At 61.8% G+C, this 20,899-nt stretch carries 18 protein-coding genes and 1 pseudogene; 12 read left to right on the top strand and 7 right to left on the bottom strand.

The window, feature by feature from the left end:
- The first annotated feature begins 8 nt into the window (after positions 1–8).
- The 11 genes and pseudogenes from MO767_RS10320 (at position 9) to MO767_RS10270 (ending at position 12,461) form a co-directional block, all read left to right on the top strand.
- Positions 9–1,739 carry a fumarate reductase/succinate dehydrogenase flavoprotein subunit gene (locus MO767_RS10320; protein ID WP_282480386.1) on the top strand — a complete coding sequence of 577 codons (1,731 nt, stop codon included), beginning with the start codon at positions 9–11 and terminating at the stop codon, positions 1,737–1,739.
- Between the two features lie 25 nt (positions 1,740–1,764).
- On the top strand, positions 1,765–2,010 hold the full coding sequence (locus tag MO767_RS10315; RefSeq protein ID WP_007946457.1) for a ferredoxin family protein: 246 nt from the start codon (positions 1,765–1,767) through the stop codon (positions 2,008–2,010).
- A gap of 263 nt (positions 2,011–2,273) precedes the next feature.
- Positions 2,274–3,680 (top strand): annotated as a pseudogene (locus tag MO767_RS10310) (ABC transporter substrate-binding protein).
- Between the two features lie 159 nt (positions 3,681–3,839).
- Positions 3,840–4,622: an ABC transporter permease gene (locus MO767_RS10305; RefSeq protein WP_282480385.1), complete on the top strand. Its 783-nt coding sequence runs from the start codon at positions 3,840–3,842 to the stop codon at positions 4,620–4,622.
- Positions 4,622–5,428, top strand: a complete 807-nt coding sequence (locus MO767_RS10300; RefSeq protein ID WP_282480384.1) for an ABC transporter ATP-binding protein — start codon at positions 4,622–4,624, stop codon at positions 5,426–5,428. The genes MO767_RS10305 and MO767_RS10300 overlap by 1 nt, the downstream gene beginning before the upstream one ends.
- Positions 5,425–6,387 (top strand): HEAT repeat domain-containing protein, encoded by a 963-nt coding sequence (locus tag MO767_RS10295; protein WP_282480383.1) that lies wholly within the window; start codon positions 5,425–5,427, stop codon positions 6,385–6,387. The genes MO767_RS10300 and MO767_RS10295 overlap by 4 nt, the downstream gene beginning before the upstream one ends.
- Positions 6,384–6,686, top strand: a complete 303-nt coding sequence (locus MO767_RS10290) for a DUF971 domain-containing protein (RefSeq protein WP_282480382.1) — start codon at positions 6,384–6,386, stop codon at positions 6,684–6,686. Before MO767_RS10295 ends, MO767_RS10290 begins: the two co-directional genes overlap by 4 nt.
- A 43-nt stretch (positions 6,687–6,729) precedes the next feature.
- Positions 6,730–7,347 carry a transcriptional repressor LexA gene (gene lexA, locus MO767_RS10285; RefSeq protein WP_282480381.1) on the top strand — a complete coding sequence of 206 codons (618 nt, stop codon included), beginning with the start codon at positions 6,730–6,732 and terminating at the stop codon, positions 7,345–7,347.
- Positions 7,347–7,964 carry a translesion DNA synthesis-associated protein ImuA gene (gene imuA / locus MO767_RS10280; RefSeq protein ID WP_282480380.1) on the top strand — a complete coding sequence of 206 codons (618 nt, stop codon included), beginning with the start codon at positions 7,347–7,349 and terminating at the stop codon, positions 7,962–7,964. Before lexA ends, imuA begins: the two co-directional genes overlap by 1 nt.
- 7 nt (positions 7,965–7,971) lie before the next feature.
- Positions 7,972–9,387, top strand: a complete 1,416-nt coding sequence (locus MO767_RS10275) for a DNA polymerase Y family protein (protein WP_282480379.1) — start codon at positions 7,972–7,974, stop codon at positions 9,385–9,387.
- Positions 9,363–12,461: an error-prone DNA polymerase gene (locus MO767_RS10270; protein WP_282480378.1), complete on the top strand. Its 3,099-nt coding sequence runs from the start codon at positions 9,363–9,365 to the stop codon at positions 12,459–12,461. Before MO767_RS10275 ends, MO767_RS10270 begins: the two co-directional genes overlap by 25 nt.
- A gap of 22 nt (positions 12,462–12,483) precedes the next feature.
- Here the strand turns inward: MO767_RS10270 and MO767_RS10265 are convergent, their stop codons facing one another.
- From MO767_RS10265 to MO767_RS10235, 7 genes are all read right to left on the bottom strand, one after another.
- The gene (locus tag MO767_RS10265; protein ID WP_282480377.1) at positions 12,484–13,146 is read right to left on the bottom strand and encodes a flavin reductase family protein; all 663 of its coding nucleotides are present in this window, start codon (positions 13,144–13,146) and stop codon (positions 12,484–12,486) included.
- A gap of 12 nt (positions 13,147–13,158) precedes the next feature.
- Positions 13,159–14,646, bottom strand: coding sequence for an amidohydrolase family protein (locus tag MO767_RS10260; protein WP_282480376.1), 1,488 nt, complete (start codon positions 14,644–14,646; stop codon positions 13,159–13,161).
- Positions 14,643–15,839 carry an amidohydrolase family protein gene (locus MO767_RS10255; RefSeq protein WP_282480375.1) on the bottom strand — a complete coding sequence of 399 codons (1,197 nt, stop codon included), beginning with the start codon at positions 15,837–15,839 and terminating at the stop codon, positions 14,643–14,645. Before MO767_RS10255 ends, MO767_RS10260 begins: the two co-directional genes overlap by 4 nt.
- A gap of 171 nt (positions 15,840–16,010) precedes the next feature.
- On the bottom strand, positions 16,011–17,078 hold the full coding sequence (locus MO767_RS10250; RefSeq protein ID WP_282480374.1) for an extracellular solute-binding protein: 1,068 nt from the start codon (positions 17,076–17,078) through the stop codon (positions 16,011–16,013).
- Positions 17,079–17,114: 36 nt separating this feature from the next.
- Positions 17,115–17,903: an ABC transporter permease gene (locus MO767_RS10245; RefSeq protein WP_046052934.1), complete on the bottom strand. Its 789-nt coding sequence runs from the start codon at positions 17,901–17,903 to the stop codon at positions 17,115–17,117.
- The gene (locus MO767_RS10240) at positions 17,900–18,817 is read right to left on the bottom strand and encodes an ABC transporter permease (protein WP_282480373.1); all 918 of its coding nucleotides are present in this window, start codon (positions 18,815–18,817) and stop codon (positions 17,900–17,902) included. Before MO767_RS10240 ends, MO767_RS10245 begins: the two co-directional genes overlap by 4 nt.
- 1 nt (position 18,818) lies before the next feature.
- Positions 18,819–19,904: an ABC transporter ATP-binding protein gene (locus MO767_RS10235; RefSeq protein WP_282480372.1), complete on the bottom strand. Its 1,086-nt coding sequence runs from the start codon at positions 19,902–19,904 to the stop codon at positions 18,819–18,821.
- A gap of 140 nt (positions 19,905–20,044) precedes the next feature.
- Here MO767_RS10235 and MO767_RS10230 point away from each other — a divergent pair, with 140 nt between their 5' ends.
- Complete coding sequence (locus MO767_RS10230) at positions 20,045–20,734, top strand: GntR family transcriptional regulator (protein ID WP_008154995.1); 690 nt, start codon at positions 20,045–20,047, stop codon at positions 20,732–20,734.
- The last annotated feature ends 165 nt before the right edge of the window (positions 20,735–20,899 follow it).

Genomic DNA, 20,899 nt, shown 5'->3' with positions numbered 1-20,899 from the left:
ACGGCTCAATGACTAGAAAGACGCTCGAACAGGAATACGACATCGTCGTGATTGGCGGTGGCACCGCAGGACCGATGGCGGCGATCAAGGCCAAGGAACGCAATCGCGATTTGCGCGTGCTGCTGATCGACAAGGCCAACGTCAAACGCAGCGGGGCGATCAGCATGGGCATGGACGGCCTGAACAACGCGATCATTCCCGGTCACTCGACGCCCGAGCAATACACCAAGGAAATCACCATCGCCAATGACGGCATCGTCAATCAGGCAGCGGTGTATGCCTACGCGACCCACAGCTTCGAAACCATCGAGCAGCTGGATCGCTGGGGCGTGAAGTTCGAGAAGGACGAGACCGGCGACTACGCGGTGAAAAAGGTCCACCACATGGGCGCCTACGTGCTGCCGATGCCGGAAGGACACGACATCAAAAAAGTCCTGTATCGCCAGTTGAAACGGGCGCGGGTCAGCATCACCAATCGGTTGGTCTGCACACGCTTGCTGATGGACGAAGAGGGCGCGGTCAACGGTGTGATGGGTTTTGACTGCCGCACCGCCGACTTCCATGTGATCAAGGCCAAAGCCGTGATCCTCTGCTGCGGCGCCGCCGGACGGCTGGGTTTGCCGTCCTCGGGTTACCTGATGGGCACCTACGAAAACCCGACCAATGCTGGCGACGGTTACGCCATGGCTTATCACGCCGGGGCTGAACTGGCGAACCTCGAATGCTTCCAGATCAACCCTCTGATCAAGGATTACAACGGCCCAGCCTGCGCTTACGTCACCGGTCCGTTGGGCGGCTACACCGCGAACAACAAGGGCGAACGCTTTATCGAGTGCGATTACTGGAGCGGCCAGATGATGTGGGAGTTCCACCAGGAGCTCGAAAGCGGCAACGGTCCGGTGTTCCTCAAACTCGATCACCTGGCCGAGGAAACCATCCAGAACATCGAAGAGATCCTGCACAGCAACGAACGCCCGAGTCGCGGCCAGTTCCACACCAATCGCGGCACCGACTACCGCACGCAAATGGTCGAGATGCACATCTCGGAAATCGGTTTTTGCAGCGGTCACTCGGCGTCTGGCGTGTGGGTCAACGAGAAGGCGGAAACCTCGGTCAAGGGTTTGTACTCGGCGGGTGACATGGCCGCGGTGCCGCACAACTACATGCTCGGCGCGTTCACCTACGGCTGGTTTGCCGGCACCAACGCGGCGGATTTTGTCGCCGGACGTGAGTTTTCGACGGTCGATGCCCAGCAGATCGAAACGGAAAAGGCTCGGGTCTACGCACCGCTGGACCGCGAACACGGCCTGCCGCCGGCTCAGGTCGAATACAAGCTGCGACGTTTTGTGAACGATTACCTGCAACCGCCGAAAGTGACCAAGAAGATGCAAATCGGCTTGCAGCGCTTCAGCGATATTCAGCGCGATCTCGATCAGATCAAGGCCCACAACGCCCACGAACTGATGCGCGCCATGGAAGTCAGCATGATTCGCGACTGCGCCGAAATGGCCGCCCGCGCTTCGCTGTTCCGCGCCGAAAGTCGCTGGGGTCTCTACCACTATCGGGTCGACCACCCGCAACGCAACGACAGCGACTGGTTCTGCCATTGCCACCTGAAGAAGGATGAAAACGGCCTGATGACCAGTTTCAAAAAAGCCGTCGAGCCTTACATCATCCCGCTGGACGCCGATGAAATGCAGGCCTACGACCGGCTGCGGGTCGGTGCCTTTGCTGCCTGAGCCTCACAAAAAGAGAGACCGCGAAATGGCCTATCAACCCCAGGAAATCTTCTTCCGCTCCAACGCGCCCGTCACGGTCGATGAGGACCTTTGCATCGCCCACAAAGGCTGCACCGTGTGCGTCGACGTTTGCCCGATGGACCTGCTGGCGATCAACCCGGCCACGCAAAAAGCCTACATGGCGTTCGACGAATGCTGGTACTGCATGCCGTGTGAAAAGGACTGCCCGACTGGCGCAGTGAAAGTCGAAATCCCGTACCTCCTGCGCTGATCTGAAAGGACGCTATCGTCGGAACGCCGCCCGGAGCAAGCTCGCTCCCACAGTGGATCGAAGCCAGCCGCAAATCCTGCCTACACCACGAAACCTGTGGGAGCGAGCTTGCTCCGGGCGGCGTTCCGACGATGAGGCCGGCCCTGACAACAAAAAAGCCATCCGGCCACCACCGGACGCCTGATTCAAACACCCCTCGTTTCCCACCGCGCCCTGATCGTGGCGGAGACGAACATCCTATAAATGATTCGAGGGGATTCACCATGTTATTGCGTGCAGCAATCGCCAGTCTGGTACTGGCTTCATTCACCCTGTCGGCTTCGGCCGAAACCATCCGCATTGCCATCGGCACCCAGGACACCACGATCAACTGCGCCGCCGGCGGTCTGTTGATTCGCGAGTTGGGCTTGCTGGACAAATACCTGCCTCACGACGGCCCCTACAAAGACGCCAAGTACGACGTCGAGTGGAAGAACTTCACCAGCGGCGCGCCCCTGACCAACGAGATGGTCGCCGGTAAACTCGACTTCGGCGCCATGGCCGATTTCCCCGGTTCGTTCAACGGTGTGGCGTTCGAAACCGCGGGCAAGCACAGCCTGTTCATCAGCGTGCTGTCGGGCAGCATCAAGGGCAGTGGCAACGGCATCGTGGTGCCTAGCGCCTCGAGCGTGCAGTCCCTGGCCGAGCTCAAGGGCAAGACCATTTCCGTGCCGTTCGCCTCGACGGCGCACGGCATGTTGCTGCGGGCGGTCGCGGCCCAAGGTTGGGATCCGCTCAAAGACGTGAACATCATCGCCCAACCGCCGGAAGTCGCCGGCTCGGCCTTGCAGGCCGGGAAGATCGACGCCCACGCCGACTTCGTACCGTTTGCTGAGCTGTTCCCGAGCCGTGGTTTCGCTCGCAAGATTTATGACGGCGCCCAGGCCAATGCGCCGACCTTCCACGGTGCGCTGGTGGATCGGGCCTATGCGAAAAAGTACCCGGAAATCGTTGTGGCTTACCTGCGCGCAAGCCTTGAAGCCAACCAGTTACTCGCGGCTGAGCCGGAGAAATACAGTGAGTTGATCGCCAAGGTCACTGGCGTCGATGCCGAGGTCAATTACCTGTTCCACGGTCCACTGGGCGTGCAAACCCGCGACCTGAGCTGGAAGCCGGAATACCGTCAGGCCGTCGGGACCGCCATCGATACCCTCAAGCTGTTGAAGAAGGCTGATCGCGGGTTGGACCTCAATACCTTCATCGACGACCAATACATCCGCGCTGCATTCAAGGCCTCGAACCTGGATTACACCGCGTAACTGGCCAACTACGGGCAGGCGCCGCTCAAGGCGGTGGATGCGTCGAGCGGTAAAGCCATCACCGATTTCAGCCATGTGGCGGAGATCTGGGTGCGGGGTGAGCCGAAGGTTCGGCAGTACGCCTCGGCGGAGTCGGCGTTCACCGCGTTGGCCAGCCTGAAGCAGGAAGGCAAAAACATCCGCGCGGTATATGCCCAGGCGAGCGACAGCGGGATCAAGTTGCTGGCGGATCAGGCGTGGTTTGCCAGTGATGCGAAAGGGCGCCTCAGCGCGTTTTTGCTCAAAGGCCAGGCCCAACAATTCGCCACGGCACAGGGCGGAAAAGTCTTCGACTTCACCGACGCCACTACCCAGGCCGTCGCTGTCCGCTAACCACCAAAGCACCGCAAATCCCCTGTGGGAGCGAGCTTGCTCCGGGCGGCGTTCCGACGATGGGGCCAGATCAGTCGGCATCAAAGTTGACTGACCCACCTCAATCGCGAGCAAGCTCGCTCCCACAGGGTTCAGGGTTCAGGGTTGAGAGGTAGTATTGTGTCCCGATCATTTTCACGCTGGATCTCCCGAGCCGCTTCACTGCTGCTCTGCCTCCTATTCTGGCAACTCGCCGCCAGCCACCACTGGAACCTCGGCCTGGTCACCTTCGCCAATGTCCCGACGCCACTGGCGGTCATCGAAGCCGCCCTCGGCCTCGGCGACTCCGGCAAGCTCGCGCAACACCTGGGCAGCAGCCTCAGTCGAGTCTTCGCCGGTTATCTCACCGCACTGATCATCGGCATCGCGTTGGGCCTGGCCATCGGTCGCTCGAAATGGGCCGAAGACCTGCTGCTGCCACCGCTGGAAGTCCTGCGCCCGATCCCCGCCGTGGCCTGGATTCCGCTGGCGATCCTGATGTTCCCATCGTCAGAGCTGTCGATGGTCTTCATCACCTTTACCGGCGCGTTGTTCCCGATTCTGCTCAACACCGTGCACGGCGTCGAAGGCGTCGACCCGCGATTGATCGCCTCGGCGAAAAGCCTCGGAGCAGGGCGCCGGGCGATTCTGCTGGAGGTGATCCTGCCCGGCGCTGCGCCGAGCATCATCACCGGCCTTGCGATCGGCATGGGCACCTCATGGTTCTGCCTGGTGACCGCCGAAATGATCTCCGGCCAATACGGCATCGGCTATTACACCTGGGAGTCCTACACCATCCAGAACTACGCCGACATCGTGGTCGGCATGTTGCTGATCGGCGTACTGGGGATGGGCAGCAGCCTGCTGATCAAACGTCTGGGCGGGCTGTTCACGCCTTGGCACCGACCACGAGGAAAAGCCTGATGAGCGTGATGCAAACCCCTGAAGGGCGGATCGACATCCGCCAACTGTCCATCGTCCTCGGCGAAGACAAGCAAGCCTTCGAAGCCGTGCAAGGCCTGGACTGCCAGATCGAGCCGGGGCAATTCGTGTGCATTCTCGGGCCGTCCGGTTGCGGTAAATCGACCCTGCTCGGTGCGCTGGCCGGTCACCTGCAACCGCGAACCGGCACCCTGAAAGTCGACGGTGCGCCGGTCTCGGGCCCGTCCCCGCAGCGCGGCATGGTGTTCCAGCACCACATGCTGTTCCCTTGGCGCACCGTGCGCGACAACGTCGCTTTTGGCTTGAAAATGCGCGGCATCGGCAAAGCCGAGCGCCACCAGGCCGCCGACGAAATCCTTGCCCTGGTGGGCCTCGAAGGGTTTGCCGAGCGCTGGCCCGATCAGCTTTCCGGCGGCATGCAGCAACGGGTAGAAATCGCCCGGGTGCTGATCAACCGCCCGCGTCTGTTGCTGATGGACGAACCCTTCGGCGCCCTCGACGCGCTGACCCGGTTGTACATGCAGGAGCTGCTGCTGGACATCTGGACGCGCATTCGCACCACCGTGGTGTTCGTCACCCATGACATCGATGAAGCGCTGTTCCTCGCCGATCGGCTGCTGGTCATGAGTTCGCGCCCGGGCCGGATCATCGAAGACCTGCGCCTCGATTTCCCCCGCTTGAAGCGTCATTGCCTCGAGTTGCTGCGTCACGAAGACGGTCGGCAGTTACCGCGCCTGAACCCTCTCGGACTTCCCCTTGAAAACAAACTGTCGCGATTTGCCCTATGACCTCTCTATTCGATGTAACCGATAACGACGACATTCTCGCCCTGCAACCGCGCCTGACGGATGAAGATTCCGGCGTGCGCAGAATTGCCCTGATTGAACTGGCCGATCTTGAAGAGCCGGACGGTTTGCTTTGGCTGGTCAATCGGCTTGCGCAAGACCCGACCGAAGAAGTCCGCGCCGAAGCCGCACGATTGCTCGAAGCCTGGGAGGACGAACCCGTGGTCGAAGCGCTGTGCCAGGGGCTGACCGATCCTTCTCAAACCGTGCAAACGGCCGCCGCGCAAAGCCTTAGCCTGCTCAAGACCGAGGCGGCGGGCAGGGTGATTCTGCCGTGGACCGGGCATGCCGACATCAACGTGCGCATCGCCGCTTTCCGGGCCTTGCGTGAGTTGCGCTTTCCCGATGCCGCCGCTGCCGCTTTAGGGGCATTGACCGACGAAGACCCCAGTGTTCGCCGCGAAGCCGTCGGCGTACTCGGCTGGCTCAAGCAACTCGATGCCTTGCCAGACTTGGCCAGATTGGCCAGCGCTGACCCGGACACCGAAGTCCGCCGCGCCGCTACCGGTGCCCTGGGCCTGGCCTCCGACGCGGACGTGCTGCCGGCGCTGCGCCACGCCTTGCAGGACGAGGCCTGGCAAGTGCGCGAAGAAGCCGCCACCACGCTGGGCAAGGTCGGTCACGTCGACGCAGGCCCGGCCTTGGTCGAAGCCTTGAGCGACGATTACTGGCAAGTGCGCCTGCGCGCCACCCGCAGCCTCGGCCGTTTGCGGTACGCCCCGGCCCTTGAAGCGTTGATCGAAACCCTCGGCCACCGCATCAGCAACCTGCGCAAGGAAGCTGCCTTGGCGCTCGGAGAACTGAACGATCGGGGCGCCATCGCACCTTTGCAGGCTGCGCAGGACGACGGCGACCCGGAAGTGCGCAAAGCCGTGCGCATCGCCCTGAGTCAGCTGCAATGAACCCGGTGGCGATTGGCAATTCCCAGAGCAAACAACAGTTGCGGTTGAACTGGCCGAATGGTCGCGAGCATTTGCTGGATCACGCTGAGTTGCGCCGCCAATGCCCGTGCTCGCAATGCCGGGCGTTTCGGTTGCAAGGGTTGAGGGTGAAAGTCGATCCTCGCATTCGAGTGACCGAACTGAACGCCCAGGGCTACGGCCTTCAGCTCATCTTCAGCGACGGCCACGAACGCGGTATCTACCCATGGCCCTACCTGGCACAACTCGCCCCCACAGGGGAAACAAGGTCTGGGAAGTGAGCTGACTGGCGGTCCTTGCCAGAAAAAAGCCAAAAGAGTACAAATGTACTCCATGACGACTTTAACTCCCCGCCGTACCGCCATCCTGACCTTTATCCGCGATCGAATTGCCGAGCACGGTCAGTCCCCGAGCCTCGCTGAAATCAGCGAGGCGTTCGGTTTCGCCTCCCGTAGCGTGGCGCGCAAGCATGTGCTGGCGCTGACCGAGGCTGGCTTCATCGAGGTCAATGCGCATCAGGCCCGAGGCATTCGTTTGCTCGGGCAACCGGCGCGGCCCGAATTGCTGGACATTCCGGTACTCGGCCGGGTGGCGGCGGGTGCGCCGATCGGTGCCGATGCCGAGGTTCACAGCCGTTTGCTGCTCGACCCATCGATTTTCTCGCGGGTGCCGGATTACATGCTGCGGGTCCAGGGTGACTCGATGATCGAGGACGGCATTCTCGACGGTGACCTGGTGGGCGTTCATCGCAATCCCGAGGCGGTCAACGGCCAGATCGTCGTCGCGCGACTCGACGGGGAAGTCACCATCAAACGTTTCGAACGGGTCGGCGAGGTTGTCCGATTGCTGCCACGCAATCCGGCCTATAAGCCGATCATCGTCGAAGCCAATCAGGACCTGGCCATCGAAGGGGTGTTCTGCGGTCTGGTGAGGCAAGGGTGATGGGCGCCGTCGTTGCGCTGGATACGCTGTTCAATGGCGGCCAGGTCTGGAAGGGCCGGCCTGCGCCACCGGCTGTCAGCCCGCAACCCACCGGGCATGCCGCGCTGGATGCGGCGTTGCCTACGGGGGGGTGGCCGGAAGCGGCGCTGACCGAAATCCTGTTGGCCGGGCAGGGCGTCGGTGAGCTGCAACTGGTGTGGCCGGCGCTGGCGCGGTTGTCCGCCGCAGGCGAGCGCATCGTGCTGGTGGCGCCGCCTTACGTGCCATACCCCCAGGCCTGGCAGAATGCCGGGGTCGATCTGCGTCAGTTGTCGATCATCCAGGCCCGCGAGCGCGATGCCTTGTGGGCAGCGGAACAATGCCTGCGTTCGGGCAGTTGCGGCGCAGTGCTGTGCTGGCCGCACAAGGCCGATGACCGGGCGTTGCGGCGCTTACAGGTGGCGGCGGAAACCGGCTCGACCCTGGCGTTTGCCTACCGCTCGATCAATGAGGCAATCAACCCTTCGCCCGCGGCGCTACGCATCGCCATCGATGCCAAACCTGCGCAATTGCGCGTGCTCAAGTGCCGGGGCGGGTTGGCGCGTTCGGCGCCGATTGCCTTCCCTGTGGGACATTGAGGTTGCCATGCGCTGGGTGTGCATTCTCTTCCCGCAATTGGCGCTGGACGCGGTACTGCGTCAGCGCACCGATCCCGATGAGCCGCTGGCGCTGCTGACCGGCCCGGCCCAGCGTCGGGTGTTGCAAGCGGTCAACGCTTCGGCCCGGGCGCTGGGCTTGCGTCCGGGCCAGTCGATGACCGCCGCCCAGGCCTTGAGCAAAGGGTTTGTCACAGCTGAATACGATGCTGCCGAGATCGAGCACTGGCAGCAGTTTTTGGCCGCCTGGGCTTATCGATTCAGTTCACAAGTCAGCGTGCATTACCCGCGTGCGGTGGTGTTTGAAATCGAGTCCAGCCTGGGGTTGTTCGGCGCCTGGCCTCAATTCGAGGCGCGGTTGCGGACCGAACTCGGCGAGCTGGGGTTTCGCCATCGGATTGTTGCCGCGCCCAACCCGGTGGCAGCGCGGGTGCTGGCCAACGCTTATGACGGTCTGGTGGTGCCCGACGACCAAGCCTTGCAACATCATCTTGGGCAGTTGCCCATCGACCGGATCGGGCTGGAAACCAGCGTTGCCACCGCGTTGTCGCGCATGGGGTTGCGCACCTTGAGTCAGGTTCAGGCGTTGCCTCGCCATAGTCTGGCCCGGCGTTTCGAGGCCCAGGTGCTCAAGCATCTGGACGCCTTGCTCGGGTTACGGCAGCTGGCGCTGGCGTTCTACTTGCCGCCGGACCGGTTCGATGTGCGCATCGAGCTCAACTTCGACGTGCAGTCCCATCAGGCGCTGCTGTTTCCATTACGCCGGCTGACTGGTGACCTGTCGGCGTTTCTTTGCGGTCGGGACAGCGGCGTGCAGCGTTTCGACCTGCACCTGGAACACGCCGGGTTGCCGGACACCGTCATCAAGGTCGGCCTGCTCAGCGCCGAACGTGATCCGGCGATGCTCTTTGAACTGGCCCGGGGCCGGTTGGAGCACGTTCAGGTCGAGGCCCCGGTGCGCGGTTTTCGCCTGCGCGCCGAAGACTTGCCGGCCTTCGTCCCCCAGTATCAGGAGCTGTTCGACGACCGCCCGCAGCAGTCCTTACCCTGGGAGCAACTGCGCGAACGCTTGCGCGCGCGGTTGGGGGATGACGCGGTGCAGGGCTTGCGATTCCAGGCCGATCACCGGCCGGAATGCGCGTGGCAGGCCAGTGTCGACAGACAGCGCTGTGCAGGGCTGCCTGGCGTGCAACGTCCGGGCTGGCTGCTGACTGAACCGCTGGCGGTGCACGAAGGTTCGGCGCGCATCCTGATGGGGCCGGAACGCATTGAGTCCGGTTGGTGGGACGGTGCCGATGTGCGCCGGGATTACTTCCTGATCGAAACCCGTTCCGGCCAGCAGGGCTGGGCCTATCGTGCGGTTGGTGAGGACGGCCCGTTGTGGCTGCAGGGCTGGTTCGCATGAGCGTCGACTATGCCGAGCTGCACTGCCTGTCGAACTTCAGTTTCCAGCGCGGTGCTTCCAGTGCCCTCGAACTCTTTCAGCGGGCGAAAAAGCAGGGCTATCAGGCCTTGGCGATCACCGATGAATGCACCCTGGCCGGTATCGTCCGCGCCTGGCAAGCGGCCAAATCCGTGGAGCTGCCGCTGATTATCGGCAGCGAAGTGCGCATCGAGAACGGTCCGAAACTGGTGTTGCTGGTGGAAAACCTCGAGGGTTACCAGGCACTGTGCCGACTGATTACCCGAGCGCGGCGCCGCACGCAGAAAGGCCAGTATCAGGTGCTGCGGGAAGACTTCAGCGAACCCTTGCCGGGGTTGTTGGCGTTGTGGGTGCCGGACGCTGTCGATGATTTTGAAAATGGCCACTGGTTGAAACAGACCTTCGCCGAACGCCTGTGGCTGGCCGTCCAGCTGCATCGCGGCCAGGACGATACCCGGCGACTGGGCGCACTGCTGGCTCTGGCGGGCGAACTGCGAATTCCGGCAGTGGCCAGCGGTGATGTGCACATGCACGCTCGTGGGCGACGCGCCTTGCAGGACACCATGACTGCGATCCGTCATCACCTGCCCGTGGCGGAGGCCGGGTTGCGTCTTCATCCCAATGGCGAGCGGCATGTGCGCAGTCTCGAGGCTCTGCAATCGATCTACCCGCAAACACTGCTCGACGAAACGCTGAACATCGCCCGGCGCTGCACCTTCGACCTCGGTCAGCTGCGTTATCAGTATCCCCGGGAGTTGGTCCCTGAAGGCCAGACAGCCACGTCCTGGCTGCGTCATTTGACCGAGGAGGGCATCGCGTGGCGCTGGCCAAAAGGCCCGCAGGCCCAGGTGCTGACGCAGATCGACAAGGAACTGGAGCTGATCGCCGAGCTGGGCTACGAAAGCTATTTCCTGACGGTTCACGACATTGTGCGATTCGCCCGTGAGCAAGAAATCCTGTGTCAGGGCCGTGGTTCGGCGGCCAACTCGGCGGTGTGCTTTGCCTTGGGCATCACGGAAATCGATCCGGATCGCACCACGCTGTTGTTCGAGCGCTTTCTCTCCAAAGAGCGCAACGAACCGCCGGACATCGATGTCGATTTCGAACATGAACGCCGCGAAGAAGTCTTGCAGTACGTGTTCCAGCGTTATGGCCGGACCCGCGCGGCGCTGACGGCGGTGGTCAGCACGTATCACGCGGCCGGCGCGGTGCGTGATGTGGCCAAGGCCCTGGGTTTGCCGCCGGATCAGATCAACGCCCTGGCCGATTGCTGTGGCCACTGGAGTGATGAAACACCGCCGGTGGAGCGCCTGCTTGAAGGCGGGTTTTATCCCGAGAGCCCGGTGCTGCGTCGGGTGCTGAGCCTGACGGGGCAGCTGATCGGTTTCCCCCGACACCTGTCCCAGCACCCCGGTGGTTTCGTGATTTCCGAGCAGCCTCTGGACAGCCTGGTTCCAGTGGAAAATGCCGCCATGGCCGAGCGCACCATCATCCAGTGGGACAAGGACGACCTCGATGCCGTCGGGCTGCTCAAGGTGGATATCCTGGCGTTGGGCATGCTCAGTGCGATCCGCCGCTGTTTCGATCTGTTGCGCCGTCATCGCCATCGGGACCTGAGCCTGGCGACGATCCCGTCCGAAGACCCGCAGACCTACGACATGATCGGCCGTGCCGACACCATCGGCGTGTTCCAGATCGAGTCCCGGGCGCAGATGTCGATGCTGCCGAGGCTCAAACCCCGGACCTTCTACGATCTGGTGATTGAAGTGGCGATTGTCCGTCCGGGGCCGATCCAGGGTGGCATGGTGCATCCGTACCTGCGCCGCCGAAACAAGGAAGAACCCGAGGTCTATCCGTCCCCGGCGCTGGAAACCGTGCTCAAGCGCACCCTGGGCGTGCCGCTGTTCCAGGAACAAGTGATGCAGATTGCGATTGTCGCCGCCGATTACAGCCCCGGCGAGGCCGATCAGTTGCGCCGCTCCATGGCTGCCTGGAAACGCCACGGCGGGCTGGAGCCGCACAAGGATCGTCTGGCCGCCGGGATGAAGAAAAACGGCTACACGGCCGAGTTTGCCGCGCAGATTTTCGAGCAGATCAAAGGCTTCGGCAGTTATGGTTTTCCCGAGTCCCACGCCGCCAGTTTCGCCTTGCTGACCTACGCCAGTTGCTGGTTGAAATGCCACGAGCCGGCGGCCTTCGCCTGTGCGCTGATCAACAGCTGGCCCATGGGTTTCTACAGCCCGGACCAGATTCTGCAGGACGCGCGCCGGCATCATTTGCAGATTCGCCCGGTGGATGTGCGCGCCAGTGACTGGGATTGCAGTCTCGAACCGATCACCGGTGCCCAGCCGGCGATCCGCATGGGGTTGCGGATGATCAAAGGCTTTCGCAAGGACGATGCCCGGCGCATCGAATCCGCACGGTCGAAGGGGGCGTTTATCGACATTGCCGACCTCGGCGAGCGGGCGCGACTCGATGCCCGCGCCCAGGAGCAACTGGCCGATGCCGGTGCGCTACGTGGACTGGCGGGTGACCGTCATCGGGCGCGCTGGGAAGTGGCAGGAGTGCAGAAACAGCTCGGCTTGTTTGCCGGTCTGCCGAGTCAGGAGGAGGGCGCGGTGTCGTTGCCCAAACCCACCGTTGGCGAGGACCTGCTGGCCGATTACAACAGTGTCGGCACCACGCTCGGCCCGCATCCGCTGGCTTTATTGCGCGGTGAATTGAAAGCCCGGCGCTGCCGCAGTTCGAAGGAATTGCTGGAGGTCGAGCATGGACGACCGGTCAGCGTCGCCGGGCTGGTGACCGGTCGACAACGCCCGGGCACCGCCAGTGGCGTGACCTTTGTCACCCTTGAAGATGAGTTCGGCAACGTCAACGTCATTGTCTGGCGCGACCTGGCCGACCGGCAGCGCCAGGTGTTGGTGGGCTCGCAATTGCTCAAGGTCGACGGGCGCTGGGAAAAGGAAGGCGAAGTGCGGCATTTGATTGCCGGACGGTTGAGCGATTTGAGCCCATTGCTCGACGGCATCAGCGTACGCAGCCGGGACTTTCGTTGACCTGTGGCGAGTGAGATGCCTTTTATTTACCCAAAGGCCAAAACCGCTCCCCACCCCCCGGTGCCTCCGTCCACGCCTGCAATGACCGTGTCGGCAAATCAAAATAATCCCGCGTGCGCGCATACCCATGCCCACCCATCCGGCCAATCGCATCGAGCCCGAGCTGATCGATATACAAGGTTTTCGGGTCGATCAATTCATCCCGCACATGGGCCATCAACACCTCGCCAAAGATAATCTCCCGTGACTGCCCGATGGACAGCGCCATCATCCGCCGACACTCCAACGCCACCGGGGCTTCGCCGATCCGTGGGCATTTGACTGTGGTGCCGGGAATGGCAGTGAGGCCGGCAGCCGTCAGTTCGTCGAAACCGGGGGCGAACGGCACTGCGCAGACGTTCATGGCTTCCACCAGGGCATCGTTGACGATGTTTACGGTGAATTCCTGGTTGAGCTGGATATTGCGTGTGGTGTCCTTGGGGCTTTGGTCACCGTAGTTTTCCACGCCTAACGCGAGGATCGGCGGGTCGGCCGAGAGGGCGTTGAAGAAGCTGAAGGGCGCGGCGTTGATCCGGCCTTCGCCGTCGATGGTGGTGACCAGGGCAATCGGCCGTGGCACCACGCTGCCGATCAGAATCTTGTATTTGTCTCGTGGGCTCAATTGGCTGAAGTCGAAGCTTTGCATGGGCAGAACTCTCTAAAGAAGGGGATCAATCGCGCTCAGCGGCGCGTGTGCGCTGTAGTCGTCAGCGAACGGGATGGCCGGTTTGAACAGGCCTTTCCAGTCAGGTCGGCCGAAGGCCCGGTCGCTGTGGCTGCGCATCAGTTTTCCGAATTGTTGTTGGGCCTGGCGTTGCAGGGCAGGGTAGTCGACGCCTTGAACCTGACCGTCCTGCATCACGCAGCGGCCGTTGATGTAGCTGGCGATGCAGTCGTCACCACGCCCGGCCAATACCAGGTTTTTCAGTGGGTCGAACAGCGGCCCCAAATGCAGACCGTGAAGGCTGAACACCGTGATGTCGGCCTTGGCGCCCGGTGCCAAGCGGCCCAGATCATCGCGACCCAGTGCTTTGGCACCGCCGAGGGTGGCGGCGTTGTAAAAATCCAGCGTACTTGTCAAAGAACCACTGCCCTCCATCAATCGCGCGATGTTCAGACCCTGACGCATGTTTTCCAGCAAATCCGCCGGCCAGGTGTCGGTGCCCAAGGCGAAGTTGATGCCCTTGGCCCGATAGCGACCGAAAGAGTTCAGCGCCTCGCCGTCACGGGCAAACACCACCGGGCAATGCACCAGACTCGCGCCGCCATCCACCACGCGTTGCAGATCGTCATCGCCTGATGTGTAGATGCCATGGGGCAGCAAACTGCGCGGGGTCAGCAGATTCAATTGCTGCAACCAACCCAGCGGCGAAGTGCCGCGCAGTTGCTCGACCATAGCCACCTCACCGAGCCCCTGGCAGCAATGCAAACGCATCGGCGCGTTCAGTTCCCGACTCAGCGCGGCAGTGCGTTGCAGCAGGGCCGGGGTGCACGTCTGGATGCGATCCGGTAGCAGCGCGCCGCGTATCAAACCCTCGTGCGCACCGTCGAAATCATGAAAAAACCGAGCAGCCGCATCGAGGCCAGTCATTCCTCGCGCTTCATCCCAGTGATGCCCGAGGCTTCCATTGGCACGCCAGTAACTCATGCCGCTCATGTAGCAGGGACCGAGGTAAGTCCGCAGCCCCAACTCGGCCGCCACACCGGCCACCGCAGAAAACTCGTCGTACGTCTCGGCCCACTCGCGGTAATACATCGAGGTGATCGGCATGGCGGTGGTGATGCCGTTGCGGATCAGCTGAGTGAAGGCGTAGCGGTATTTGAAGACTTCTTCATCGTGGCTGTAACTCTCTCGAGGACCGCTCGCCAGATAGTCCTCGGACCACATCCGGCCCATGTCGCGCTCATCGCCGTTGTCCAGCGTCAGCACCGTCGAATCAAGATCCCCGAGTGCATCCAGATCAATGAAGCCCGGGCCGATCAACGCGTTGCCGTAATCAATCCACTGACCAACCGGCCCCGGATAATCACGCCCGACAAACACGATGCGCGAATCTTCGAACACCACTTCGCCGTCGCGCCACAGCACATGCTGCGTGCCGTCGAACCCGACCACGCAACTGGCTTTCAATCCAATCCTTTTCACAAGCGACTTTCCAGCAGTCGGCCACCGGAGGCAATCAACTCACCGCCGCGATAAACCTGCCGCACCGGCCGCGACACCACCGCTTCACCCAGCGTCTGCACCGGCATCAGCAAAAAGTTCGCCGGTTGCCCGATCTCCACCCCATAACCTTCACAACCCAACGCCCGGGCGCCATTCACCGTCGCGGCTTCAAACGCCGCCGCCAGTTCATCGTCCTTGTTCAAGTCGAAACGAAAGGCCAGCAGCATCGCCCGTTCCAGCATGTCGCCATTGCCCATGGGCGACCAGGCATCGCGAATGCCGTCCGAACCCAGGCACACGTTCACCCCGGTCTCGCGCAACGCTAGGAACGGCGGCACCGCGCAATCGGCCGGCGCCGAACTCATCAATGAAATGCCCAGTGCCGCCAGACGTTCGGACACCGGTTTGACCTGGCTCCACGGCAACATACCCAGGCAGTAGGCGTGGCTGATCATCACCCGACCCTGACGCCCGAAGCGTTCGGTGTAGTCGGCGATCAGTGCGATCTGCCACAGGCCCAGTTCGCCTTTGTCGTGCAGGTGAATGTCGACACCACGCTCGAATTCGCTGGCCAGCTTAAACACGAAGTCGAGCTGGGCGATCGGGTCGTTGTCGATGCCGCACGGGTCGAGGCCGCCGACGTTCTCCACGCCCAGAGCTATGGCTTCGCGCATCAGTTCGGCGGTGCCGGGGCGGCTGATCAGGCCGGTTTGCGGGAACACCACCAGTTGCAGGTCGATCAGGTCGCGGTAACTTTCGCGCAGCTGTTGCATGGCCTCGACATGGCGCAGGCCGAATTCCGGGTCGATGTCGACGTGACAACGCATCGTCAGCGAGCCACGGCCGATGCAGTTTTCCAGCAGGGCGCCAGCACGCTGGACAATGGGTGCCTGGACGTCACGCAGCACGCGGCGTTCGTTGGCGATGTAGTCCTTGAGCGTCGGGCCGGCGCTGTTCGGGCGCCAGGGTTGGCCCCAGAGGGTTTTGTCCAGGTGGACGTGGCTTTCAACCAGGGCAGGGGTGAGGAGCTGGTGTTGGCCGTCGATGTCGGTGGTGGCCAACGGCGCGTTGGACGCCGGGCGGCGTTGTTTGAACAGGCCGTTCTCCAGAAGCAGGTCTTCGGCGGGGGAGCCGTAAGGGCGGACGTTACGTAGCCAGCGGGGTTGGGTCATTTCAAACCTCAAATTTTGTGGTGTTTGGGCAGGCCTCATCGTCGGAACGCCGCCCGGAGCAAGCTCGCTCCCACAGGGGTTTTGTGTTGAACATGGCATGTGTGAACAACCCAATACCCAGTGGGAGCGAGCTTGCTCGCGATGGCCGCGCCTCGGTTTAAAGCCAGGCAATCAACCCTTGAGCTTCGACCAGATCCGGTCCTGCAGCTCCCGCGCCTTGTTGCTGCACTCTTTCTCCGGGCGCAGGCGCGAGGCGAACTCGTCGGGCATGTTGATCGCGTCCATGACCCGCCATTTGGCGTCGATCAGTTTTTCGCTTTGAATACCGTTGTCGTAGGCGATGGCGTTGGACACGGCGGCGGCGTTTTCCGGCTTCATCATCCAGTCGATAAAGATCTTCGCGTTGCCAGGGTGCGGGGCGCTTTTCGGTACGGCGAAGTTGTCCTGGAACATCGCCAGGCCTTCGCGCGGGTACACGTACTTGATGGTGCTTTTTTGCAACGTGGCCCGGGCGGTGGAACCGTTCCAGTTCTGCATCATGATCACTTCACCGGAGGCCATGCGGTCGACGGTGTTGTCCGAGCTGTACATCTTCAAGTGCGGTTTCTGTTTTTGCAGCAGCTCCAGAATGCGCTTGGCGTCCTGCGGGTTTTCGCTGCATTCGTCGACGTTCAGGTAATGGCTGGCCGCGTTGATCACACTGCTGGAGGTGTCGAGGGCGGCGAGTTGGCCTTCCAGTTCCTTGCGCGGTTCGAAGAACTCTTTCCAGGAGTCATCGAGTTTGCCGCCGGGCACCCGCGCGCTGTCATAGGAAAACCCGGTGGTGCCCCACAGGTACGGGGCGGAGAACTTGCGGCCGGGGTCGAAACTCGGGTCGCGGAACGCCGGTTTGACGTACTGGAAGTTGGGCAAGGTCGACGCATCGATTTGCAGTAGCAGGTTCTGGTTGATCAACGTGCGCATGATCGACTGCGACGGCACGATCACGTCATACGCCGCGCCACCGGCCTGCAACTTGGCCAGCAAGGTTTCGTTGCTGTCGTAGCCGTCCATGGTGACCTTGATCCCGGTCTCTTTTTCGAACTTGGCCAGCAATTCAACCGGGTAGTAATCGGTCCAGTTATAGAAGAACAGTTCCTTGGGTTCGGTGGCCTGCGCGGTGAAAACGCTGAAGCAACTGAGGGCCAGACCGGCGACGCCGTAACGCATGCTTTTGATGATCGTGTTTTTCAACATCATGGTTTTACGCTCCGAAAGTACCGCGAAGGAAAGGGCTCATTGGTTTTTGCCGCGCTGTCCCAGCCAGAAGGCCAGCACCACCAGCACGATGGAAATCACCAGCATCAGGGTCGAAATCGCATTGATCTCCGGTGTTACCCCGGACTTGATCGCCGAGAAGATGTACACCGGCAACGTCGTCGAACCGGGGCCGGCGACGAAGAAGGTCATGATGAAATCGTCGAGGCTGACCACGAACGCCAACACCGAACCGGACAACACCGCCGGCCACAGCAGTGGCAGCGTCACTCGCCGAAATACTTGCCACGGGTTGGCGTACAAATCGTTCGCCGCCTCCAGCAAGCTCTTGTCCAGGTCATTGAGCCGCGCACGGATCGGCAGGTAGGCGAAAGGAATGCAGAAGCCGATGTGCGCGACGATCACCGTCAGCAAACCGAGTTTGATCCCCAGGGCCATGAACAGCAGCAGGGTGGCGACGGCGGTGACAATCTCCGGCAGGATCAGCGGCAGGTTGATCCCGCCCTCGACCATCTTCTGTCCATAGAACGGCCGGTACGTCGCCAACGCCGCGAGCAACGCAATCGCCGTGGCACACACCGTGGCGATGCTGGCGACGATGATCGAGTTCAGCGCCGCCGTCTGGATCGACGGGTTGGCCAGAATCCTTGCGTACCAGGCAAAGGAAAACTCTGTCCACACCGTGGCGGAACGGTTGGCGTTGAAGCTGTAGGCGATCAGCACGAAGATCGGCACGTACAGATACGCCAGGATCAACAGGCTGACTTCCCGGGTCAGGGGCAGTTTTTTCAGGTGCAGGGCGATCATGCGGTGGCTCCCCGACGCAGGGTTTTAGCGGTGCTGCGGCTATAAAGGGCGTAAAGCACCAGGGACAGCAGCAGAATCCCCAGCAACAGGAACGACAGCGAACTGCCCAGCGGCCAGTTACGCGCGGTGCCGAACTGTTGCTGGATCAGATTGCCGATCATCAGCGTCTTGCCGCCGCCGAGAATCGCCGGGGTGATGAAGGCACCCAGGCTCGGCACGAACACCAGCAGCGCGCCGGCAATCACGCCGGGCATCGACAGCGGCAGGATGATCCGCCGCAACGCATGCCAGCGATTGGCGCCAAGGTCGTAAGCCGCTTCCACCAGACGCCAGTCGAGTTTTTCCAGGGTCGAATAGATCGGCAAAATCATGAACGGCAGGAAGCTGTAGACCAGCCCGACGCTGACGGCGAAGTCGTTGTAGAGCAGGGTGATGCCGCCTGCCTGCGGGAACAGCGCGTTAAGGCTCTGAGCAACCCAGCCTTGCTCGCGCAGGATGATCAGCCACGCGTAGTTGCGGATCAGCAGGTTGGTCCAGAACGGAATGGTGATCAGCAAGACCATGAGGTTGCGCCGACGCGGCGTCAGGCTCGACATCCACAACGCCACCGGGAAGCCGAACAGGAAACACAGCAACGTGGTGCCACCGGCCTGGAACACCGAGCGCAACAGCGCCTGGGCGTAGACCCAGTTCAGTTCCAGTTCGCCGTCGAAACCTTCCTGGAAAAACAGCTGCACGTAGCTTTGCAATTGCCAGTTGGCCTGCCAGTCGACGCCGCCGTACACGTTGCGCGGCAACAGGCTGATGTAGCCCATGATGCCGAGCGGAATGGCGATCAGCGCCAGCAAAGTCAGAACCACCGGGCTGAGCAACAGCGCACGGTTGAGGGCGGGAGAAGTGCTGCTGACGCTCATCTCAGGCCTCCATCAACAGGCAGGCGTGGGGCGGCAGGTTGACCGCGACGCGATCGCCGACCACCCGGCCACGATTCAGGCCTTCGTTGTTCTCGCGCAGCATGACCTTGATGTCGTTGTTCAACCGGCACTGGTAAAGGGTCGCGGTGCCGACATACAACACCGCTTCAATCACGCCGCGCAGGTGATGCGGTTGCGCCGGGTCGACCAATTGCGAGCGTTCCGGGCGGAACGCCAGTTGCACTTTGGCACCGTCGAAACCTTGAGCCGGGCAAGGGATTTCCACCGGCATGCCGCTCGGTACGAACAGTTTTTCGTTTTGCTGGCCGCGCTTGAGGTGGCCAGGGAGGAAGTTGATGTCGCCGATGAATTGAGCAACGAAGCGGTGCTGCGGCCGTTCGTAGATATCGTTCGGCGTGCCGATTTGCAGGATCTTGCCGGCGGACATCACGGCGATTCGGTCGGACAGGGTCAGCGCTTCTTCCTGATCGTGGGTGACGAAAATGAAGGTGATCCCGGCTTCCTTCTGTACGCGCTTGAGTTCGACCTGCATTTCCTTGCGCAGCTTCAAGTCCAGCGCTGACAGCGGTTCGTCGAGCAACAGCACTTTGGGTTTCGGCGCCAGAGCCCGGGCCAGGGCCACGCGCTGCTGTTGGCCACCGGACAACTCGGCCGGTTTGCGCTGGGCCAGGTGTTGCATTTGCACCAGCACCAGCATCTCATCGACCCGTCGCGGGATGAGCTTACGATCAAGACCCTGCATCTCGAGGCCGAAGGCGATATTCTGCGCGACACTCATGTGTGGAAACAGCGCGTAGCTCTGGAATACGGTGTTGACCCGGCGCTTGAACGGTGGCAAATCATTGACCGGTTCGCCTGCCAGACGGATCTCGCCGTCACTGACGTGTTCGAAGCCGGCGATGGTGCGCAGCAGGGTGGTCTTGCCGCAGCCGGAAGGGCCGAGCAGGGTGAAGAATTCGTTGTCGGCAATGTCGACTGAAACGTTGTCGAGGGCTGGAGCCAGCCCCGGATCGTCGGAATACCGCTTGGAGACGTTACGCACTTCAATCGCTGTTGGATGACCCATATTGGTGCATTCCTCTAATTATTGTATGCAATATCTGGATGCAATCTAGAAATAACCGGATTAATCTGCTCGTGCAACCCCCTTTTTCAAAGGCTGTTCATCGCTTGGGGCCGGTTGTTTAGCGCTAAAGGAGTGTTCAGATGACCGAGAAAAAACTCGAGACCACGGTCGACCGCGTCTACCAAGGGGTTTACGAGGCGATCAGCAAACGTTCATTGCGTCCCGGTATGAAGCTCGGCGAAGCGTCATTGGCCGAACTTTTTAATGTCAGCCGGACGTCGGTTCGTGCCGCGCTCAAACAGTTGGAGGCCGATGGCCTGGTCACCACCGAGCCCAACAAAGGGGCGTCGGTGTCGTTGCCCAGTGATGAGGAGATTCGCTCGCTGTTCGAAACGAGGCGCCTGATCGAGATCGGCATCGTCACCGAGCTCTGTCGTCGTCGTGATACTGCCGTGACCCAGGACCTGCGCGATCACCTGTTGCTGGAGGACGAAGCGCACCGCAGTGGCGACCATGAACGGCTGATTCATTTGCTTGGCGAGTTCCACATCAAACTCGCGCAAAGCCTGAACAACCCGGTGTTGCTGGACTGGTTCCGCAAGCTGATTTCCCGCGCCTCGCTTTACGCTGCCGCGCTGGATGACGACAGTCACGAAGCTTGCCGCGACGACGAACACCTGCGGTTGATCGAGTACATCGAAGCCGGCAACCAGAGCGCCGCGATCGAACTGACCTGCATGCATTTGAATGGCATCGAGAAGGCCATTCTCGACGTCGCCGCCACGCTGAAAACCGGCTACCACCCGCTCAAGCACCTGATCGAGGTTTAACCACGCTCAAACCGTGTAGCAGCTGCCGAGCTGCGCGAGGCTGCGTTCGGCTGCGGAGCAGTCGTGAAATCAAACACCTCGGTGTGTCAGGACAAACTCGCATGCAGGGTTTACGACTGCTTCGCAGCCGAACGCAGCCTCGCGCTGCTCGGCAGCTGCTACAGG

Origin of the sequence: Pseudomonas sp. UYIF39 (genome assembly GCF_029963765.1) — a bacterium.
Lineage (GTDB): Bacteria > Pseudomonadota > Gammaproteobacteria > Pseudomonadales > Pseudomonadaceae > Aquipseudomonas.
Note: the sequence above shows the minus strand (reverse complement) of the source record. Positions and strands in the feature narration are given on the sequence as shown.

Bases quoted from the DNA above. Each gene is read 5' to 3' on its own strand.
- MO767_RS10320 (WP_282480386.1), top strand. From the start codon at position 9: ATGACTAGAAAGACGCTCGAACAGGAATACGACATCGTCGTGATTGGC.
- MO767_RS10315 (WP_007946457.1), top strand. From the start codon at position 1,765: ATGGCCTATCAACCCCAGGAAATCTTCTTCCGCTCCAACGCGCCCGTC.
- MO767_RS10300 (WP_282480384.1), top strand. From the start codon at position 4,622: ATGAGCGTGATGCAAACCCCTGAAGGGCGGATCGACATCCGCCAACTG.
- MO767_RS10295 (WP_282480383.1), top strand. From the start codon at position 5,425: ATGACCTCTCTATTCGATGTAACCGATAACGACGACATTCTCGCCCTG.
- MO767_RS10290 (WP_282480382.1), top strand. From the start codon at position 6,384: ATGAACCCGGTGGCGATTGGCAATTCCCAGAGCAAACAACAGTTGCGG.
- lexA (WP_282480381.1), top strand. From the start codon at position 6,730: ATGTACTCCATGACGACTTTAACTCCCCGCCGTACCGCCATCCTGACC.
- imuA (WP_282480380.1), top strand. From the start codon at position 7,347: ATGGGCGCCGTCGTTGCGCTGGATACGCTGTTCAATGGCGGCCAGGTC.
- MO767_RS10275 (WP_282480379.1), top strand. From the start codon at position 7,972: ATGCGCTGGGTGTGCATTCTCTTCCCGCAATTGGCGCTGGACGCGGTA.
- MO767_RS10265 (WP_282480377.1), bottom strand. From the start codon at position 13,146: ATGCAAAGCTTCGACTTCAGCCAATTGAGCCCACGAGACAAATACAAG.
- MO767_RS10255 (WP_282480375.1), bottom strand. From the start codon at position 15,839: ATGACCCAACCCCGCTGGCTACGTAACGTCCGCCCTTACGGCTCCCCC.
- MO767_RS10250 (WP_282480374.1), bottom strand. From the start codon at position 17,078: ATGATGTTGAAAAACACGATCATCAAAAGCATGCGTTACGGCGTCGCC.
- MO767_RS10245 (WP_046052934.1), bottom strand. From the start codon at position 17,903: ATGATCGCCCTGCACCTGAAAAAACTGCCCCTGACCCGGGAAGTCAGC.
- MO767_RS10240 (WP_282480373.1), bottom strand. From the start codon at position 18,817: ATGAGCGTCAGCAGCACTTCTCCCGCCCTCAACCGTGCGCTGTTGCTC.
- MO767_RS10235 (WP_282480372.1), bottom strand. From the start codon at position 19,904: ATGGGTCATCCAACAGCGATTGAAGTGCGTAACGTCTCCAAGCGGTAT.
- MO767_RS10230 (WP_008154995.1), top strand. From the start codon at position 20,045: ATGACCGAGAAAAAACTCGAGACCACGGTCGACCGCGTCTACCAAGGG.